Raw genomic sequence first — 19,828 nt, forward strand, 5'->3', positions numbered from 1 at the left:
CGTTTTTCAAACAACACCACGCATGGTGCGAGCGTCAGCGTCGCCACTCAATCCATCAGTTAACTAAACACGGTGGCGCGTGTTTTCCGGTAATATGCTGGAACCATCGCGGGCCATCAGACCCCACCATCAAGGGAGAGCCGTCATGAGCATCTCGTATCTCGAGCAGAACAGGCAGTTCCATCTGCGCAACGACAGCATCAGCTACGTGTTCCGCGTGCTGGAGGGCGGCGAGCTCAACCACCTGTACTTCGGCCCGCGCCTGCGCGACGACGGCCCGCTGAGCGACCTGCAGGAGATCCTGTTCCGCGACACGCTGTCCGTCAGCGACGACCGCGGCGTGTTCTCGCTCGAACAGATCCGCCAGGAATACCCGGTCGCCGGCTCCGGCGACCTCAGGCCATGCGCGCTGACCGCCCACGACGAACGCGGCTCCCATGCGATCCGCCTGTCGTACGCGGGCTACACGATCACCGACGGCAAGCCGCCGCTGGACGGCCTGCCCGCCACCTACGCCGAGCATCCCGGCGAGGCGCAGACGTTGGACGTCCTGTTACGCGACGATCAGATCGGCCTCGAGATGACCCTGTCGTACACGCTGTTCGAACACGCGCCGGTCATCGCCCGCAGCATGCGGCTCACCTCGGCCGGCACGCACGACATCACCATCGAAGGCGCGTTCAGCGCCAGCCTCGACCTGCCCGACTCCGACTGGGACATGATCACGCTGACCAGCGCATGGTCGCGCGAATGCAACGTCGAACGTGCGAGGCTGCGCACCGGACTGCAGGGCGTGTCCAGCCTCGGCGGACGCAGCAGCCAGCACGCCAACCCGTTCATCGCGCTCGCCCGTCCGAACACGACCGAATCGCACGGCGATGCGATCGGCATGACGCTGGTGTACAGCGGCAACTTCGACGCCGACGTGGCCGTGGACACGATGAGCGACGCGCGCATGCGCATCGGCATCAACCCCGACCTGTTCTCGTGGCATCTGGCGCCGGGCGAGTCCTTCCAGACGCCGGAGGCGCTGCTCGCCTACTCGCGCAACGGCCTGAACGAACTGAGCCAGACCTTCCACGAGCTGCTGCGCACCAGGCTCGTGCGCGGCCCGTGGCGCGGCCGGCGCCGCCCGATCACGCTGAACACCTGGGAGGCGTTCTACTGGGACATCGACGAGGAGGGCATGCTCGAGGTGGCCAGGCAGGCCGCCGATCTGGGCATCGAGCTCGTCGTGGTCGACGACGGATGGTTCGGCCACCGCGACTGGAACGACACGTCACTGGGCGATTGGACGCCGAACCGCGAGAAGTTCCCGAACGGACTCAAGCCGCTGTCCAGCCAGCTGCACGCGCTGGGACTCAAGTTCGGCCTGTGGTTCGAGCCGGAGATGGTCAACCCCGATTCGGCGCTGTACATGGAGCATCCCGACTGGGTGCTGGGCGACACGACGCGCGAGCTGAGCATCAGCCGCCACCAGTATCCGCTCGACCTGACCAAGGGCGAGGTGCGCGACTACCTGGTTGACGCCATGTCGCGCGTGATCGGCGAGAACGACGTCGACTACATCAAATGGAACATGAACCGCTCCCTGTCCGAGGTGTTCTCCGACCGGTGGCCGGCCGAACGGCAGGGCGAGCTGCAGCACCGCTACGTGCTGGGATATTACGACCTGATCTCCCGTCTCGCCAAACGCTTCCCCGACCTGCTCATCGAAGGCTGCTCCGGCGGCGGAGGGCGCACCGACCCGGGCATCCTCGCCTACGCTCCGCAAACGTGGATCTCGGAGAACACGGACGCGATGGAACGCGTGCGCATCCAGTACGGCACGTCCTTCGTATACCCGCTCGACTCGATGGCCGCGCACGTGACCCCGGTGCCGAACGCGCAGACCGGCCGCGTCGCATCGCTCAAGACGCGCGGCGACGTGGCGATGTTCGGCGTGTTCGGCTACGAGCTCGACCCGCGCACGCTCACCGACGACGAACGCCGGCGGATCCACTGGCAGATCGACGTCGTCAAACGCTTCGCCCCGCTGATCGGCAACGGCAGGCTGTACCGTCTGCTGTCCCCGTTCCGCCGTGACCAGATGCCGTTCGACCCGGACGACGCGGCCTGGATGGTCGTCTCCGACAACCGTCAGGAGGCGCTCGTCGGCTACTACCGGACCCGCACCGGCGTCAACATGCCGGTACGTCACCTGCGGCTGCAGGGTCTGCGCGACGATCTACGCTACGCGATCGAGGAGATCGGCTTCGACATGCCGCCGCACCGCCCGCGCTACGGCGACGAGCTCGCGCAGGTCGGGCTGGCGCTGGTGGACGGGTCGAACTGCGACCTGCATCCGCAGATCGACGCCGGCGACAACCTGTCGCGCATCTTCCACCTGCGCGTCTGCGGCGACTGACGCACGCGGCTCGCTCACGTCGCGGCTCGCTCGCCGCGCCGTCCGCCATGCGGACATCCGCCGTCCACGCGATCGCACGTAACGTCGTCGGCATACGGACTGGGCTACGATATGCAAGCGACAGAGAGCAACAGGATCGTCGCGTGGAACGATCGCAAGATAAGGAGCAGCAACGGTGACCGACGTGTTGACCGAGAAGGACAGGGAGTACGAGGAGCAGGAACAGGCGCAGGCCCCCGGCGACGATCAGCCGCTCGAGGAGCGCGTGAACAACCGTTCCCTCAGGCCGAACAGCGACGTGTTCGCCGAGTTCATGAAGACCGGCTGGGACAATCAGGAACCGGACGCGCAGCCGCTCGAATCCAGCAAGTACATCGGCGAGCGCCTCGCCAAGCTCGGTGCGCGCTTCCCAGGCGAGCGCCTCGTCATCCCGGCCGGCCAGCCGAAGGTGCGCAACAACGACTGCGACTACATGTTCCGCCCGGACACCTCGTTCGCCTACTACACCGGTCTGGGCGAGGACTACGAGGCGGGCGCCGTGCTCGTGCTCAACCCGATCGACCCGGATTCCGAGGAGGCGCAGGCCGGCAAGACGCATACGGCCGAGCTGTTCGTGGCCCCGCGCGCGGACAACAGCACCACGGATTACTACCGTGACGCGCATTACGGCGAGTACTGGGTCGGCCCGCGCGCCGGTCTCAAGGAACTGCAGGCGATGACCGGCCTGGAGACACACGACATCGCGCAGCTGGCCGACGCGCTCGGCAAGGACGTCGGCACCGAATCCGGCGCGGTTCGCGTGCGCGTGATCGCCGACGCCGATCCGCAGGTCACCGCGTTGGTCGACGACGTGCGCCGCGCGAACGGATTCTCCGATCCGGACCGCAACGCGGCCGACGACGCGAAGCTGCACGAGTTCTCGTCCGAGGCCCGCATGATCAAGGATTCGTACGAAATCGGCGAGATGCGCAAGGCGATCGCCGCCACCAAGGACGGCTTCGACCGCATCCTCACCCGCCTGCCGCAGGTGATCGACAAGCCGCGTTCGGAGCGCATGCTCGAAGGCGCGTTCAACTCGAACGCCCGCGAGGAGGGCAACGGCCTGGGCTACGACACGATCATCGCCTCCGGCGAGCATGCGCCGATCCTGCACTGGATGCGCAACACGGGCGTGGTGCGTCAGGGCGACATGCTGCTCATCGACGCCGGCGTGGAGGTCACCAGCCTGTACACGGCCGACATCACCCGCACGTTCCCGGTCGGCGGCAAGTTCACCGACCTGCAGAAGCGCCTGTACCAAGCGGTGCTCGACTCCCAGCAGGCCGGTTTCGAGGCGGCCAAACCGGGCGCCACGTATTCGGACATCCACCACGCCTGCATGCGCGTGATCGCCGAGCGGCTGCACGAGTGGGGCATCCTCAAGGTGGACGTGGAGGAATCGCTCTCCCCCGACGGCCAGCAGCACCGCCGTTGGCTCGCCTGCGGCGTGGCGCATCACCTCGGCCTCGACGTGCACGACTGCGCGCAGGCCCGCTACGAGTCGTATCAGGGCGCGGCGATCACCCCGGGCATGATCTTCACGATCGAGCCGGGCCTGTACTTCGCAAAGAACGACCTGCTGCTGCCGCCGGAGATGCGCGGCATCGGCATCCGCATCGAGGACGACGTGCTCATGACCGAGCACGGCCCCGAATGGCTCTCCGCCGGCATCCCGAAGCAGATCGACGAGGTCGAGGCTTGGATGGCCGAACGCGCAGCGGCCGGCTCGGCGGACTGATCTCATTCCTTTGGCTCCCCCTAATCCGGGGAGCCATTTCCGTTATGAAAGGACTTATCTATGCCGACTCCGGACTTTGTACTCGAACTCCGCAAGAAGATCGGTCATGATCTCCTCTGGCTCATGGGCGTGACCGGCTGCGTGCTGGACGATTCCGGCCGCATCCTGCTCGGCCGTCGTTCCGATACCGGCGAGTGGGCGATGGTCTACGGCATCAACGAGCCGGGCGAGCAGCCGGGCGACACGGTGATCCGCGAGATCAAGGAGGAAACGGGCGTGGACGCGGTCGTCACCGATCTGGTCGCCGTGATCTCCTCCGACAAGGTCACCACGTACGCGAACGGCGACAACACGATGTACATGGATCACTCGTTCCTGTGCGCGTTGAAGCCCGGCGGCAACGCGACCCCGTTCGTCGGCGACGAGGAGAGCCTCAACGTCGGCTGGTTCGACCTCGACGCGCTCCCCCAGCCGCTCGCCAAGAGCACCGTCGAACGTCTTGCCCTGTTCCGCCGCTACATCGACAACAAGCGCCACGGCGACGCCCACGCCTTCTTCCTCACCGAAGGCCAGCTCCACTGAAATTAGCCATGCCCGCTGCATCACCCCACACCGGTGGACCGGCTCAGGACAAGGCAGCGGGCATCGTTCATCGGCAGCGTCATCTTCCGGCCGATAATCCGTATTTCCGGCTGACATTCCGCGTCACTCAGAGATGCGAATGCTGCGGACGGCCATGCGCCCATCATGAAAACATGTGTTCGGCGTCGATCAGATGCAGGTTGTCTTCCAGTTCGGCTTTGCGTCGGGTCGCTTCGCCTGTGGGATGCTTGGTGAATAAGTAGAAGATCCTCTCCCCCGATTCCTTCACCAGCGGCGATCTGCTTTTGAGCGTGTCAATGGTCTCGGTTTCGTTCACGTTCTCCCGCCATTTGCATTCGCCCAACAACACCTTGCGGTTGAACGAATCGACCATGACGATGTCGATGTCGGCCTGTTCACGGCGCATTGGATCGTTGCCCCACCACTTGCCCATCGATGTCGGAACGAACTCGTTCTGACCTTCATCGTAATGACGAAGCAGCCACTGCTGGCACATGATCTCGAACTGCTGACCGACATAGGTGTCAAATGCCGGCCCTTCGACGCCGACACGGCCGGCCGCGCGTCCCCGCTGCGCATCGATCATCTGCGTGGCCGGCGCGACGAACCGGTACCAGTACGCGAAGAACGGATCGCGCAGTTTCCACAGCCCTTTGCGGGAACGAACCGGATCTTCGCCGAACGGGATCTGCCGTTCAACGATTTTCAATTGTTCGAGCGTGCGCAGGTACGCTCCGATCGCGTTCTGTTCGATGCCGGAATATTCGGCGATCTCCTTCGGTCTTGTCCGCCCCGAACCGATCGCGTCCAGCACGGAGCTGTATACGGCCGGTTCGCGCAGCTCTTGACGTAGCAGCATCATGGGTTCCTGATACAGCAGGCCGGACTGGCTGAAGCACTGCACCATGACGTTCTCCTGGAACGACTTCGTCGGGTCGATCTGCTCGAGATAGTAGGGTGTGCCGCCGAACACTGCATAGTATTGGATGCGATCCTTCCAGTCGGAGTTCTCGGGCATCATGCGGCACGCATCGAACAGGCCGAACGGCTTGAGCTGAATCTGCGCGTTGCGCCTTCCGTACAGGGGGCTGTGGTAGCCGAGGACCTTGCTTTCCATGAACCCCTCGTTGCTGCCGCACAGCACCATCATGATCCGGGTGTCCTTGAACTGGTGATCGATGGCTATCTGCAGCACGGACGGCAGGCTCGGCTCCACGGCGGCCGCGTACGGGAACTCGTCGAACACGAACACGAACCGCCGCTTATCCTCTCCGGCCTTTCGAGCGACGTACGAGAACGCGTCCTCCCACGTCCTGAACGGACCACTGTCCTCGGTCTCTCCGAAGAACCGTCGGGCCTCCGCGGAAAAGCCGCGCAGGTTCATCGCCGCGCTCTGCTCCTTGGCCGTAAACCACAGCGTCGGACGATCCTCACAGAATCTGGACAACAACGCGGTTTTGCCGACGCGACGACGTCCGTACACCACGATCATCTGGAACTTATCCAATGAATAGTGGTAGTCCAGCGTGCCGAGCTCCTCACTCCTGCCTACGAAGTCCATGCCTTCACCCACTTAACCACGGTCTACACGATTAATGTTTTCATAATAACATTAATCTATCTAACATTATACATTATTAATGTTGTCGTAAAAACATTAGACGCTGTATGGGACTCTACACCGGATCCACCACACAAGTTCATCACCCAGCCATTATCCGTGCGATGCGCGATGCCCAACGCTTTCTCGGCAACATGACGTTGGCGGAATTCAATGCGGACGACAAGACGCAAAACGCCGTCGCAATGGCCGTGGCACGTGTAGGGGAACATGTCAAAGGTCTGTCCCGCACATTTCGCGATGCCGAGTCGGAGACCGAATGGAAAGCCATCGCAGGCACCCGCGACTGGATCGTCCACGATTACGATGAACTCGATTTCGCACGTCTGCATCAGGCAGTCACACAGGAGCTGCCGCATGTGATCGACGTGCTGCAACCGTACGTCGACGAGCTGCAGCACGTCACGGCACGCACCGATGCACTGTTTGATGTGCCGCGTATCTGACCGCAAACCGATCGGTGTCGCGCAATATGCGAGGAGACGAATGCTACGGACGGCCATGCGCCCATCATGAAAACATGTGTTCGGCGTCGATCAGATGGCCCAGCCTACAGTCTGTAGGTTAATGTTTCCATAACAACATTAATCTACCTAACATTAGATTCCATTAATGTTGTTATGAAAACACTAGATGTTGCGCTAAGCGCGCATTCGTTATTTTCGCAGCATTCGACGATGCAGCCTGTCTTGGATAATGCCTCGTTCTTGCTTTCGCGCAATGAACAGCCACGCCGCCACCGCATAGACGATGCAGTAGACGATTCCGTACACAAGCAAGCTGGCCAAATCAGGCAGCACGGCGACATGAACGATAAACCAGCAGATCGCGATTACTCCGATACTGGTAATAATGGTCGGCATCATGGTTTTCCAGAAATATCCCATATCCAAGCCGATCCGACAGTGATAGTACCAGTTCATGAACAGGCCCGTGCCGAACAGAATGCTCACCGTGTATCCCCATGCGGTGGCCCAGTAACCGGTTGACGGAATGAGCAGGACACTGATGACGATATCGATCACCGCCGCGAGAAGGTAGATGAGGCTACGTGCCTTGTGACGGTTCTTCGCGCGCTGAATCTCAATGCCGGTGGTCTGCGTCAAGGGGATCATGACCGGCAACGTCATAACCAGACTCAGCCAGTAAGCGTCCGAATTGGCATCGCCTGCCCAGATCCTTACGAAGTTCTGGCCGACGACCACGAATCCGCCAAAGATGAACCAGAACAGGATCATCTGATACCTTCCGATCCTGGTCATGAGCTTGGTGAGTCGGTCGTTGTCGTCGTGCTCGGCGACGATCCTGTTGATCTGAGGCACGAATACGTTCGACATGGTGGTGCTCATCGAGAAGAAGATGTTCCTGATCTGCAGGGCGATGGCGAACGTGGCGACCACACTGGAACTTGCCATGGCGCCCAACAGGAAATTGGGCACATTGTTGTTCACGATATCGACGATCTGGTTGAGGAAAATCCAGAAGCTGAACATGGCGATCGCCTTGAACATGTTCCATTGCAGACCGGTGAACATGAATCTCATGTTAAGGGAAAACACCGCATATCGGATGTTGAGGAACAACAGCACAAGGCTGACGGAAAGCTGCGCACAGGCCACGCCCACGGCCCCCATGCCTGCGTACAGGAGCAGGATCGCAAGCAGCGGCATCGCCAGCGTGGTGAACAACTGTCTGGTCTGCTGGAATGCGAACCGCTCATGCGCCACGACATAGGAATCGAACGGCGTGGACATCAGCTGAGCGGCGACGTTCACGCTCATGATCATCAACAGTTCACGCGCCAGTCCTACCTCACGATCGGTCAAACCCCCGGAAAACAGGGCATGCACGTTCATGACCAGCAACAACCCGCAGACAAGGCACGCGCAGGCGACGACGATATAGACGAGCAGGAATATGCCGTTCAATCGTCGGATACCCTGCTCATCGCCGTGCGTCCGCTCCCGCATATAGAAACGCACGTAGCTGCCGTAAAAACCGGCGCTCAGCAAGGCCAGGGCAAAAACCACCGAATTGGTCATCTGGAATACGCCGTAATCTCCCTGCCCCAAGAAATGCAACAGCAGCGGCACATATAACAGATTCACCAAATTCTTCGCAAGCACATTCAGATACCCAAGAATCGCGCCCGCCCTACGCTGCGAAACCATATCAATCCTCCCATCGTGTATTCCTGCGTAAGCCGAATGCGATTAGCGCACTCGCGGTCCATCCCGTTATCAGACCAAGCGTTTTGCCGTCATACGTTTGGCCGGAGCGATAGCTCACTGCGGAAGACGAGCTGCCTATCCGTGTTCGCCCGATACCCGCGTTCGCTTTCGCCCCTCCGTTCATGCGATCACCGTGGTGATGTCGGAAGCCTTGAATCGCTGCGACCGGCAGGTCTTCGATTCAGGCAGGAAATGGCCGACCGCGATATACATGACGAGAAACTCACTGTCGGGGATGTGCAGCAGCTTGCGGGTCGCATCATCTCGCTTGGCGGGAAGCATCGTATTGAGCGGACAAGCGGCCAGCCCCGCTTCCTCCAACGCCAACAGCAGCGACATGCCGAACAAGCCACCATCCACGAAGCCCTCGTTACGTTCATCCTGGCTCATGAACGCACGGTTGTCAGCGGTGATGAGCACAAGCGCAGGCGGCATAGCATAGCCTCGGTAGCCGCCCTGCAAAGGCATCGCCTTGGAGATCACATCAGGATCGGTGATGACGTGCACGCGGGTCGGCTGTCGGTTGCACACGGACGGCGTACGCATGGCGACGTCGATGCATGGCATGATCTCGTCCGCCGTCACAGGCTCATCGGCGAATTCACGCAGCGAATGACGGCTCTCGGACAGTTCGCGAAACGGTCGGGATGCATTATCCGCCTTGTCGGCGGCCTTGATGACCAGAATACCGCCGTGCGCCCCATCCGCTTCTCCGATCGCATCCCAGATGGCAGGATCGAAAAGCTTACGGGCATAGGCGAGATCCTTGTTCACCTCCTCATGGCGAACACGATATTCGTGTAATGCATCGAGTGCCGATATCCACACGGGATTGGACTGTACGTTGGCATCCATGTTCTTCAGCTGCTTCAGCAACGGGGCGAATTGTGCCAGTACCGTTTTGCCGAATCCATATCGGAAATGCTCGTGGCTCAGACCCTTTTCGATCTGATGGGTGAAGAAAATAAGACGGCTTTCCACCTGCGTTTTCCCGACGGTTCCGCGTCGCGCATAGCTGCGACGGAACCGCCTCATCTGGCGGATCGTCTCATGGTACAGCTTCAGGTCTGACTCTACGCCTCGCAGCCACGCGATGACCGGTTCCGGAGTCAGCTTCTTCAATATGCTCTTCATCGTCATCTCCTTCGTCGTTCGTTCGATCATTCAGCCGTTCAGTGCCATTTCGAGAAAATCGGTACAACGCCGGCGTTCGACGTCCAGACGGGGACGCACGTCCGCATAATCGACCGCGGCGTCGCTCCATGCTTCGCCTTCGATGAGGTTGCGGTCGTCCAGTCCGCAGGTGGACAGCAGCGAACTCATGCGATCGTCCATGTTGACCTTGCCGTTACGCTTGCCGCGCACCACATGGAACTGCTTTTCGAACAGGATCGAGAACGCGGTGCCATGGAAGGACGCGGTAAGCACATGCTCGGCGTTCCTGATCAGGCTCAGGTAATGGTTCGGGGCGGCGACTTCCAGCAAATGGAACCCGTACTTCTTCAGTCCGTACGACTTGTTGCCGGTAAACATCACGTAGACGGGCAGACCCGTGGCTTCGGCGTACTGTTGCACGGCCTTGGCCGCACTGTCGTTCAGTTCGATAGAGTCGATCGCATAATAGAAGATGTACGGTTCGTCGACCAGCCGCGGCGCGGTAATGTCCGTGTAATCGTTCTGATTCAACAGCAACGTCGGGTCGATGACCTGCGTGACCGGCTTGTCGATGACCTGCGTGAGATATTCCTGTGCGGTCTTTTCACGTACAGAAATCGCGGCATAATCCGACAGCAACCTACGGTACCGGTCGGCGAGCGCCTTGTCGCCACGCTTGTCGAGGATATGCCCACCCATGCTGGACGCGTAGGAGACCTTCGGCTTGTCATGCACGAACGAGAGGAAGTAGGCGTCACTGTAGTCCCATGCGTCCATGTTCCAGATCTGGTCGCTACCGGAGACGAACACGTCATACTTGCTTTCCAAGTCCCCCATCTGTGAGAGGTCCTCGTAAAACTTCGGCGTCAGCGACAACGCCGAGTGAATGAGCCGGTCAAAATCGTCGTGCCGACGTTGGATCAGCTTGTGATGAAACAGCGCATAGGCGTTCTTCAGCACATCCTTCGGTCCGGACACCTTCTTGTACACGTCGTACAGGTACTGTTGCCGGGGCGTGGAGAAGTCGATGATGTCGCAGTCGTATCCGAGCTGCTGGATCTTGCGCTGAGTGGCGAACGCCTGCAGGAATGATCCGTTGTTGTGCGCGGCGTGGTAAGTGATCAAGGCGACCGATTTCATACTGTTCCTTTCACGAGTGTTCTACAGTTTTTATTTGCCGAGTACGGCGGGGAGATAACGATTCATGATCACGGCAATCGGCCAGCAGCACAGGATGGACAACGCCACGATCAGCAATCCTTGCCACAGCTGCGTATGCCAGACCGTCACTTGGCCCGAATCGGTGATGCCCAGATAGTCGAAAAGATCCGTCCAAGCATAAATAGCGACGTGGTTCATGACATAGAAGACGAGCGAATTCTTCCCCAAGTAGTTCAACGCTCCGCGGAAAACCGACCATTCCGATGAGCGAGAGAGCATCACCAACCCAATCACGACGGCGCCAATGCCGAACAGGGCCGCGGGGACATAGAACACGATCCAACCGAACGTGTTCGAGTACACGTCCAGCCACTCGCCGCTGAACGTAACGTTGCACCAGCTCATTGCGCCGCTGCAGATGAACAGCAGCAGGCAGAGCATCAGGCAGGGGGTCTTCCCGGATAGCGTTTTTTCTTCTATGGCAGGCCAATGGCGTTTCGCAATGAAACCCACCACGAAGAAAAACGACCCAGTGAAAACGGTATCCAGGCACCACGGAAACGTACGATCGATGTAGGTACCGTAGCAATATCCGATCAATGCCGCGATCGACGCCATTGCCAGCATGAATGCCTGTGACACGCCTGCGCGCATGACCCAGTACGCCACGAGCTCGATGATGAACAGGCTTAGGAAAAACCATGGCAAAAATTCATAAGCACCGCCCCGCAATTCCACAAAGACACCGATCAGCGTCTGCACGGGAGATATGGGCATTTCACCATGGATCAATGCTCTTACATACTGACATATCTTGATAATGCATCCGAAGAAGGCGCCGGGAACAATGAGCGTGCGGAATTTGCGCCATACGAAAGGACCGAATGACGGATATCGACGGATCGAAAACACGAATCCCGAAAGCGCATAAAACAGCGGGATATGGAATGCATAGAAAAATATCAGAGCCGGCTCCGGACATATGGTATGTCCCCAGAAAACCAGCATGATCGCAAGGCCTTTTCCGTAATCCACCCAAGCGATTCTTCCTTTGCCGGAATCCGTGCTCTTGGCAACGCTGTTCATTCATCTCCCTTCAACAGCCGGTTCCACTGCGCGATGATCGAAGCACGATCGAAGCAGTCCATTCCTTCATCGGCATGCGCCGAATACCGGACACGACGCTCGCCATCGTTGATCAGCAGGCTGACTCGTTCGGCCATGTCTGCGATGTCGCCGGTCTTGACCAGATCGCCGTTCACGCCGTCGATCACGATCTCTGCGGGACCGGTTTCGCAGTCGAAGCTGACGATGGGCAATTTGTATGCCTTAGCTTCGAGCAGCACCATCGGCAGGCCTTCGAAGCGCGAGGTCATGACGAACATGGCGGCCTTGCGGTAGTAATCGGCCATGTTGTCGACGCGCCCCTTAAGGATCAGCTGCTTGCCAAGACCGGCCTTGGCGATCTTCTCCTCCAGCATCGGACGGTCTTCGCCCTCACCCAATACCAGCCAACGCCAATCAGGGTGCTTCGGCAATACTTGCGCGGCCACGTCCACCAGCATGTCGAAGCCCTTCTGGTAGGTGAGTCGGCCGGAGCTGACGATGGTGCGGGAGTCCGCGTCATACACCGGTTCGGGCGTGATCTGCTGCATCGGATTGGGGATGGCGATGACCGGACACTTGGGGTGCGCGTTGTCCTCGTACAGTTTTTTGTCCGCCTCGGTGAGCGTGACGATCGCATCGGCCTTGCGGGCGGCCCAACGACGGGTGAGTTTGCGGTAGGGCACGCCGGGGTTCTGATGGTAGTTGAAATGCTCCCATGAGATGACCTTGACGCCGGTGGACCGCTTGAGCGGCAGCGAGTATATGTCGAGGATGCCGTCGATGTCGACGAGGATGTCGACGTGCTGATCCTTGACGATGCGCTTGAGACGGCGGACCGTGTCGAAGTAATGCTGGATGCCGTGCGTGACGGTCGGATACACGGTGAAACGGCCGATACGCGGGTCAATAGGGAAGAACGGTTCCGACTTCTCCTCGAACAGGCTGATGAAGCTGATCCTGATATCAGGATCCTGTCGATCGGCCAGAGCATTGGCGATCATGATGGAGACGTTTTCGGTACCGCCGGAACGGGTGATGTCGCCGGAGAAGAATGCGACGTGAAGCGTGTTCATGAGTCAAGTCCTTTCACGAGCAGACGCTCCTCCTGGGTGAGCGGCACTTTCTGGTACTGGTTGAGCACGAGCAGATGCAATACCGGGAACGTGGCGGCCTCATGGCGCGTCCAGGATCCGAAATCAGGCTCGAAAATGAAGGAGCCAAGCGCATATCCGAGGAACACGCAGAGCGCAAGGAATAACGTCGGCTCGTTGATGTTGTTGATCTGACGCAACAGATTGACCATATAGGCCGTCACCATGCACTGGAATGCAAAGAACGGCAGATAAAAGGCGCCGCGCATCGCCAGTTCGATGGGTATCATCATGCGAAATGCATTGATGACATAATTGACCATGAATATGGGCAGGTTTTCGCCGGGAATCACATTGAGGATCAAGGTCGCAGAATCGGCGCTATCGCCGAACGCTATGTCATATCCCGCGCGCAAGTCCATGATCTGCTGGTATTCGTCAGGCATGATGGTCTGAGCCGTCACCATCATGGCATAAATCGTCGCGATGAGCAGCAGAACGATGATCGTCATCGAGACGAATCCCAATTGACGTCGAGTACGGAAAAACTCGAGGATCACGTAAACCGCAAAAATCAACGCGGCGATCATCACATAATATGCGCGGAAAAAAGTGCTCTCATAGTACAGGACACCGCAACTCAACAATACTTTGATCAACGAATTATCGACCGGCAGGACCAGCACCACGTATACGGCCAGGAAAAAAGCGAACTGGATGATATCCTTGCCGATCGTGAAGATGTAGATGTTGAGCAGTCCCACGGTCGCGAGGATGAACAGCGACTGCAGGAAGTCCGGGGCATCGGCCCGCAGTATCATGAACACCACCAACGTCGTGAAAACGATGCCCAAGCAGATCGACCAGTCGACCATCGTCTCCAATCCAGCGAAGTTGATGCTGCGGAACAGGTCGGCGGCGATTTCGTAGCTGCCGCTCCACGCGATATCGCCGGCCGTGCCGAGCATCATACGCAGCATACGGTTGTTGTCGTAGAAATACTTATCCGGCAACACATATGCGACCATGATCTTGGCCGCGATCATCACCGGCACGATAAGGGCAAGGAGCGTGTTCTTGTTACGCAGTTCGAGAGCGAGCCTGCGCTGGCGACGCTCCTTGCGCGTCATGTGCCGTATGTTGGCGATGGCGTCCACATTCATTGACTGCTCGTTCCGACATGTTCCATCGCACGGCCGGCCGCCTCCGCCTTGGCGAGCTCGTCCAAGTAGAAACGCTGCAGCCACTCGGCGTTGGCGACGATGTCGAATCCTGCTTTGGTGACCAGTTCCGGTCCCTGCTCTCGCTTGACCGCATACGCGGCACCGCCTTCGGCAGCGGCCACGTCATTGCCGCCGTAATACGACTCCGCCTGCGCAAGAATGCGCTTCGCCCACTCCTCGGGTGCGGCATCCAATGCCACGACCTGCACGTTGCCGGTGACGTCGCACTGGATCGGCACGCGATCGGAAATCGTGCACGGCAGTCCCGAGGACTGCGCCTCGATCATGGTGACCGGCAGTCCTTCGAACAGGCTGGGCAACACGAACGCGTCCATGCCCTGCATGATGCGGTTCACGTCGGAGCGCACGCCGAGGAAACGCACCGCGTCACCAAGACCAAGAGCGGCGACCTTCTCACGTATCTTGTTCTTCAACTCGTCGTTCAGTTCACCGCCGCCGACCAGCCACAGCTCGCTGTCCGGGCGGATCGCATGCAACGCGGCGAAGATGTCGATGAGGAACTCATGGTTCTTCTGCGGGAAGAACCGGCCAACATGGCCGAGCACGAACGTGCCGTCGGCCGTGCCGAATTCGGCGCGTACCTCGGCCGCAACGGCCGGATCATACCGGTATTGCGCCGTGTCGATGGCGTTGCGCTGCTGGATCACGCGGTCACGGTTTCTGCGGCCGAACAGCCAGTCGCCGGCCTCCTCGCCGCACGCGAACATGTGGGTCACGTAACGCGGCAGGCGCATACGGAAGTATTCGCGGAACACCGATTTCACGTCGAAGCCGACGGGACGGTTGTGCGCGTGCGCGATACGCACCGGCACGCCGGCCTTCGCGGCCTCGCGCAGGCCGAAGTAGCTGCGTTCCTCGAGATTCGAATGGATGATCCGATACTCGGGATGCTTCTTCAGGAACGCACGGAATTCCTTCTTGTACCGGCCGAAGTACTGCGGGTACATCGGGCACATGCGGTAGATCCTGCCGCCGAGCTTCTCGATCTCGTCCTCATAGGCGGCCTTGTACGTGCGATTGACGAGGAAATCGTAGGTGACCTTGGAACGGTCCATGTGACGCAGGTAGTTCATCATCATGGTTTCGGCACCGCCGCGGTCCATGACGGTGTCAAGCACGAGCACGCGGGTCGGACGGTTTTCGTCGCCCACAGCACCTGTGATGCCAGCGGCATCCTTGGATTCCGCGGAATCCACTCCAGCCGCGACATCCGTGACGGTGGCATCGTTACCGTCACCGCGACCGTTCACGTCGGACGGTACCCGCACCTGTTCGATGCGCAATGCCGAGTCCAGCCTCACAACCGAGTTGGCGGGAATGTCGCCGCTGATCACGCAGCCGGCGCCGATCACGCAGTTGTCGCCGACCGCGGCGCCTTTGAGCACGGTGACGTTCGAACCGATCCAGCAATGCCGGCCGATCGTGACCGGTGCGGTGGAATAGCCTTGCTCCTTGATGGCCAGCGTAGGGTCGGAGAAACGGTGGTTGTGGTCGTAGACGCTCACGTTCTCGCCGAAGATCGTCTCGTCGCCGATGGTGATGAGGTCCATCGCGTGCAGCGCGCAGCCGTTGTTGAAGAACACGTTGTCGCCGATCACGATGCGTCCGACCTTGCCGCTGTCGCCGCGGTCGCAGGTGGCCTGGAAGCCCTTGCGCATATGCAGGTTTTTGCCCCAGGTCAGGTGCCGGCCGTAGATGACGCGGTACAGGGCCTTGAGCAGCAGGCCTGTGAAACGGTACCAGAGTTTGAGCAGGATCATCGCGCCGTCTCCTTGCCGTCCGTATCGTCCGTCATCGGCTCTCCGACGTAATGCGCGGCGATCCGATCCAACATGCGGTCCACGGTGAACCGTTCGAGATAGGTGCGACGTACCTGATCGGCCGGCATCGGATGGTCGAGCAGGTCTATCACGACGTCGGCGCCGGCGGCGGGGTCGCCGACGGGGAACAGCATGCCGTTGACTCCCGGTTGCACGATCTCGTCGTTGCCGGCCGTGTCGGTCGCGGCGATCGGCACGCCGGCACGCAGCGCCTCGACGAGCGAATACGGCATGCCTTCGTACAGCGACGTGAGCAGATACACGTCGAACGCGGATACCACATGTTCGGCGTCCGTGCGGTATCCGGCGAAATGAACGCGGTCGGCGATGCCGTGGTCGGCGCAGTACCGCTTCATCTCATCCTCGTACGGCCCATCGCCCACGTAGACGACGTGCACGTCCGGACGTATCGAGATGACCTTGCGTACCACGGCGAGAGAGGTCATAGGATCTTTTTGTTCGACCAGACGCGCGGTCACGCCCACGACCGGGGCGCCGTCAGGGATCACCCCGTCCAATCCGAGCAGACGCATCGCTTCGGCGCGCGAAGGCACCGGCTCGTCGGCGATGCCGTTGTACACGACCTCGAACTTGGCCGGGTCGTCAATCCGTTCCACCAAGGAGGCCTGCCGCTCCCCCGCAGACACGTTGAACGTCATGTCGGTGACGCGGCGGCTCATCCGGCGTTCCAACACAACGAACACGGCACGCTTGACTCCCGAGAACTCGGGGGCCTGGAACGAGTAGGCGTGCGGCGTGTAGAACACTCGCCTGACGCCGTTCATCCGGCGCCCGCCGCCGAGCAGCACCGCGGCACGGCCGATCACGCCGGCCTTCGAACTGTGGCAGTGCACCACGTCCGGCTTGAATTCGCGGATCACACGGGCGACCGTGCGCAGCGCGCGCAGCTCGTGCTTCGGGCTGATGTCACGCACCAGATCCGAGCACGGGATCATGTGCGCATGCTGGGACATACCAGGAAGCGCCGCGCGGTAGTAGTCGTCCATGCGCGAGGTGCCGTAGATCACCGTGATCTCGAACCGCAGCGGATCGAGCCCGTTCACGAGGTCAACGACATGACGGCCGCAGCCGCCCATGGCCTCCTGGATGATGAGCACGCGGATCTTGCCATCATTCTTCATCTGCAAACAGCTCATGCGCGGTCCTTTCCTGCAAACTTGCCCAGCAGCGACGTTCGAAGTCCTCTGCCTTCGTGCTCGGCATAGGAGCCGTAATAGTAGTAGTCGCCGCCCTGCTTGGCCTGCATCAGGTTGAACACGGAACCGACTGGCGGCACGTCGATCATGGCCAGTTCCTGCATGGCGTCCTTGAGCTGCTTCTTGATGGTGACGCCCTGGCTGGCGACCACGAGCATGCGCGCGCCGTCCTTGGCGAACACGACGGCGTCGTTGGCCACACGCAGCGGCGTGGTGTCGACGATCACATGGTCGTACAGGCCGGACACTTCGTCGAGCAGGGATTTCATGGAGTTCGAGTTGATGAGGATGCTCGGGTTCGTGGTCTGGTCGCCGGCCGGCAGGATGTGGAAGTTCGGCTTCCAGTACTGCTGGATGGCGTCGGTGGATTTGACTTGGCCGGTAAGCAGATGGCTCAGTCCGACCGCGCCGTTGAGCCCGAGATGCCGGGCGACCGACGGCTTGCGCAGGTCGGTGTCGATGAGCAGCACCTTCTCGCCCTTTTCGGCCAGGGCCGCGGCGAGGTTCACGGCGATGGTGGTCTTGCCCTCGTGCGCGCCGCTCGAGGTGATGACGATCACGTTGGACCGGTTCGTGCGGTCGGGCGAGATGAACGCGAGGTTGAGCGCGAGACGGCGCACGCTTTCCGAGGCGTTGCTCGCGGGGTCGGCCACGACGACCGGCTTGGCGTCCCGGAACGCGGCGTCCTTCATGATGGTGCCGAGCACGGGTGCGGCCACGATGCGCTGCAGGTCGGCCATCTGACGCAGGCGGTTGTCGAGCACCTCAATGATCAGGCCGACGCATGCGGCGGCGACCAGGCCGATGAGCGCCATCTTGAACATGAACGACTTCACGTTCGGAGAGCTGGGTTCGGCCGGCGCAGAGGCCTCCTTGACCACCGACAGGTTCAGATAGCTGAGCACGTAGGTCTTTTCGGAGGAGTACGAATCGTCGGACAGCTGGGTCTTGAGGCTGTCGCCGACCGCGTTGGCGATGTCGGCCGCGCGCTGCGGGTCGGTGTCGTTGACCGAAATATTCACGAAGTACGACGACGAGGTGCCGATCGCGATCTGGTCGCTGAGCTCAGCGACCGACGTATTGAGTCCGAGATCGGCAATGACCGGCTGAAGCACTGCCGGCGTAGTCACGAGCGTTGGCAAGGTCTCCAGCATTGATGTGACATACGTGTTTTCTGTCTGGATCTGGTTGAATCCAAGCTCTGCGGGATCCTGCTCGCCATTGTTCGAACCGTTATCCCCAATATTGTGGTTGAAACTGGCGAACATCTGCGCGGTGGCGGTGTAGACCGGCGTCTGGCGGCTGACGAAGACGAAGCCGCCCGCCAGCACGACGATGAGTACGACGAGTTCCGCGACGAGATGTTTCTTCAGCGTGCCGAGAATATCCGCGAGGGTCACTGTTGTTCCGTCCTTCGTTCCTGTATGTGCTGTGGTTTCGTGTGTTCTGAGGCAGGACCGTCAAATTGGCGCTGTGGGAATCAGGTGCCGCAAGATCCTGCGGTCGGTGGTTGCAAAAAGTTTGTCTGAGCGGCACGGCGCAAGCCGCAACCGATCAGTAGGCGCCCTTCTGGGCCAGCACGGCCGAGACCGTGCGCAGCATGAGGACGATGTCGCCGATGATCGACCAGTTCTGCACGTAGGCGACGTCGAGGCGTTCGCTTTCCTCGGCGGACAGGTCGGAACGGCCGGACACCTGCCAGGGGCCGGTGATGCCGGGTTTGACGAGCATGCGGGTGGCGTAGATCTGGTTGTATTGCGCATGCTCCTCGGGCAGCGGCGGGCGCGGGCCCACGATCGACATGTCGCCCCTGAGCACGTTGAGGAACTGCGGCAGTTCGTCGATGGAGAACCGGCGGATGAACTTGCCGACCGGCGTGATGCGCGGATCGTCCTTCATCTTGAAGATGAAACGGCCTTCCTGCCCGCTCTGCCGGGCGAGCTCCGCCTTGAGGGCGTCGGCGTTGACGACCATGGAGCGGAACTTGATCATGGAGAACGGCTTGCCTCGTAACCCCACGCGCTGCTGCGTGTAGAAGACCGGACCGCCGTCGGTGAGCTTGATCGCGATGGCCACCGGCACGGTGACGATCGCGGATACGATGAGCGCGAGCGCCGACAGGATCACGTCGAACGTGCGCTTGACGATGCGGATCGAGGTGGAGTACTGCGGCAGGCGCAGAGTGAGGATGGTGGTGTCCTGGATCGAGCGGATCTGCGTCTCATGGCCCGCCGCGTCGGCGGCGGAGGTGATGAGCGCCACGTCGAGGCCCATCGATTCCATGCCCACCGAGAAGGTGTTGAACTGGTCGGAGAACCGGTGGAACACGTCGCAGACCATCACGGTCTGGACGTTGCGTTCGACGAGCCGTTCGGCTAGATCGGTGCCGTCATA

The 19,828-nt window shown here is 60.5% G+C and carries 15 protein-coding genes; 4 read left to right on the top strand and 11 right to left on the bottom strand.

The features are described 5' to 3' along the window. Nucleotides 1-145: 145 nt before the first annotated feature. The 3 genes from GFD25_RS06935 (at nucleotide 146) to GFD25_RS06945 (ending at nucleotide 4,766) form a co-directional block, all read left to right on the top strand. Nucleotides 146-2,407: an alpha-galactosidase gene (locus GFD25_RS06935; protein WP_163231273.1), complete on the top strand. Its 2,262-nt coding sequence runs from the start codon at nucleotides 146-148 to the stop codon at nucleotides 2,405-2,407. Nucleotides 2,408-2,582: 175 nt separating this feature from the next. After that, entirely contained in the window at nucleotides 2,583-4,184 is a 1,602-nt protein-coding gene (locus GFD25_RS06940) for an aminopeptidase P N-terminal domain-containing protein (protein WP_163231275.1), read from the top strand. A 60-nt stretch (nucleotides 4,185-4,244) separates the two neighbouring features. Continuing rightward, nucleotides 4,245-4,766 (top strand): NUDIX hydrolase, encoded by a 522-nt coding sequence (locus GFD25_RS06945; RefSeq protein WP_163231277.1) that lies wholly within the window; start codon nucleotides 4,245-4,247, stop codon nucleotides 4,764-4,766. A 163-nt stretch (nucleotides 4,767-4,929) separates the two neighbouring features. On the opposite strand, the gene GFD25_RS06950 is transcribed toward GFD25_RS06945, so the two are convergent. After that, a complete protein-coding gene (locus GFD25_RS06950) occupies nucleotides 4,930-6,360 on the bottom strand; it encodes an ATP-binding protein (RefSeq protein ID WP_338024633.1) in 1,431 nt (476 codons plus the stop codon). A 95-nt stretch (nucleotides 6,361-6,455) separates the two neighbouring features. Here GFD25_RS06950 and GFD25_RS06955 point away from each other — a divergent pair, with 95 nt between their 5' ends. Then, on the top strand, nucleotides 6,456-6,854 hold the full coding sequence (locus tag GFD25_RS06955; RefSeq protein WP_163231279.1) for a HepT-like ribonuclease domain-containing protein: 399 nt from the start codon (nucleotides 6,456-6,458) through the stop codon (nucleotides 6,852-6,854). A 210-nt stretch (nucleotides 6,855-7,064) separates the two neighbouring features. On the opposite strand, the gene GFD25_RS06960 is transcribed toward GFD25_RS06955, so the two are convergent. From GFD25_RS06960 to GFD25_RS07010, 10 genes are all read right to left on the bottom strand, one after another. After that, a complete protein-coding gene (locus GFD25_RS06960; protein WP_163231281.1) occupies nucleotides 7,065-8,579 on the bottom strand; it encodes a lipopolysaccharide biosynthesis protein in 1,515 nt (504 codons plus the stop codon). A gap of 180 nt (nucleotides 8,580-8,759) precedes the next feature. Then, the gene (locus GFD25_RS06965) at nucleotides 8,760-9,773 is read right to left on the bottom strand and encodes a nitroreductase family protein (protein ID WP_163231283.1); all 1,014 of its coding nucleotides are present in this window, start codon (nucleotides 9,771-9,773) and stop codon (nucleotides 8,760-8,762) included. Nucleotides 9,774-9,803: 30 nt separating this feature from the next. Beyond that, entirely contained in the window at nucleotides 9,804-10,934 is a 1,131-nt protein-coding gene (locus GFD25_RS06970; protein ID WP_163231285.1) for a polysaccharide pyruvyl transferase family protein, read from the bottom strand. A 30-nt stretch (nucleotides 10,935-10,964) separates the two neighbouring features. After that, on the bottom strand, nucleotides 10,965-12,041 hold the full coding sequence (locus GFD25_RS06975; protein ID WP_163231287.1) for an acyltransferase family protein: 1,077 nt from the start codon (nucleotides 12,039-12,041) through the stop codon (nucleotides 10,965-10,967). Then, nucleotides 12,038-13,135, bottom strand: coding sequence for a glycosyltransferase family 4 protein (locus tag GFD25_RS06980; protein WP_163231289.1), 1,098 nt, complete (start codon nucleotides 13,133-13,135; stop codon nucleotides 12,038-12,040). The genes GFD25_RS06975 and GFD25_RS06980 overlap by 4 nt, the downstream gene beginning before the upstream one ends. Next, a complete protein-coding gene (locus tag GFD25_RS06985; protein ID WP_163231291.1) occupies nucleotides 13,132-14,316 on the bottom strand; it encodes a hypothetical protein in 1,185 nt (394 codons plus the stop codon). The genes GFD25_RS06980 and GFD25_RS06985 overlap by 4 nt, the downstream gene beginning before the upstream one ends. Then, on the bottom strand, nucleotides 14,313-16,157 hold the full coding sequence (locus tag GFD25_RS12190) for a glycosyltransferase (RefSeq protein WP_239512460.1): 1,845 nt from the start codon (nucleotides 16,155-16,157) through the stop codon (nucleotides 14,313-14,315). The genes GFD25_RS06985 and GFD25_RS12190 overlap by 4 nt, the downstream gene beginning before the upstream one ends. Continuing rightward, entirely contained in the window at nucleotides 16,154-17,374 is a 1,221-nt protein-coding gene (locus tag GFD25_RS07000; RefSeq protein ID WP_163231293.1) for a glycosyltransferase, read from the bottom strand. The genes GFD25_RS12190 and GFD25_RS07000 overlap by 4 nt, the downstream gene beginning before the upstream one ends. Beyond that, nucleotides 17,371-18,834 (bottom strand): polysaccharide biosynthesis tyrosine autokinase, encoded by a 1,464-nt coding sequence (locus GFD25_RS12475; RefSeq protein WP_163231295.1) that lies wholly within the window; start codon nucleotides 18,832-18,834, stop codon nucleotides 17,371-17,373. The genes GFD25_RS07000 and GFD25_RS12475 overlap by 4 nt, the downstream gene beginning before the upstream one ends. 154 nt (nucleotides 18,835-18,988) lie before the next feature. Next, on the bottom strand, nucleotides 18,989-19,774 hold the full coding sequence (locus GFD25_RS07010; protein ID WP_163231414.1) for a sugar transferase: 786 nt from the start codon (nucleotides 19,772-19,774) through the stop codon (nucleotides 18,989-18,991). Nucleotides 19,775-19,828 lie beyond the last annotated feature (54 nt).

Source organism: Bifidobacterium aerophilum, from assembly GCF_010667685.1.
GTDB classification, from domain to species: domain Bacteria; phylum Actinomycetota; class Actinomycetes; order Actinomycetales; family Bifidobacteriaceae; genus Bifidobacterium; species Bifidobacterium aerophilum.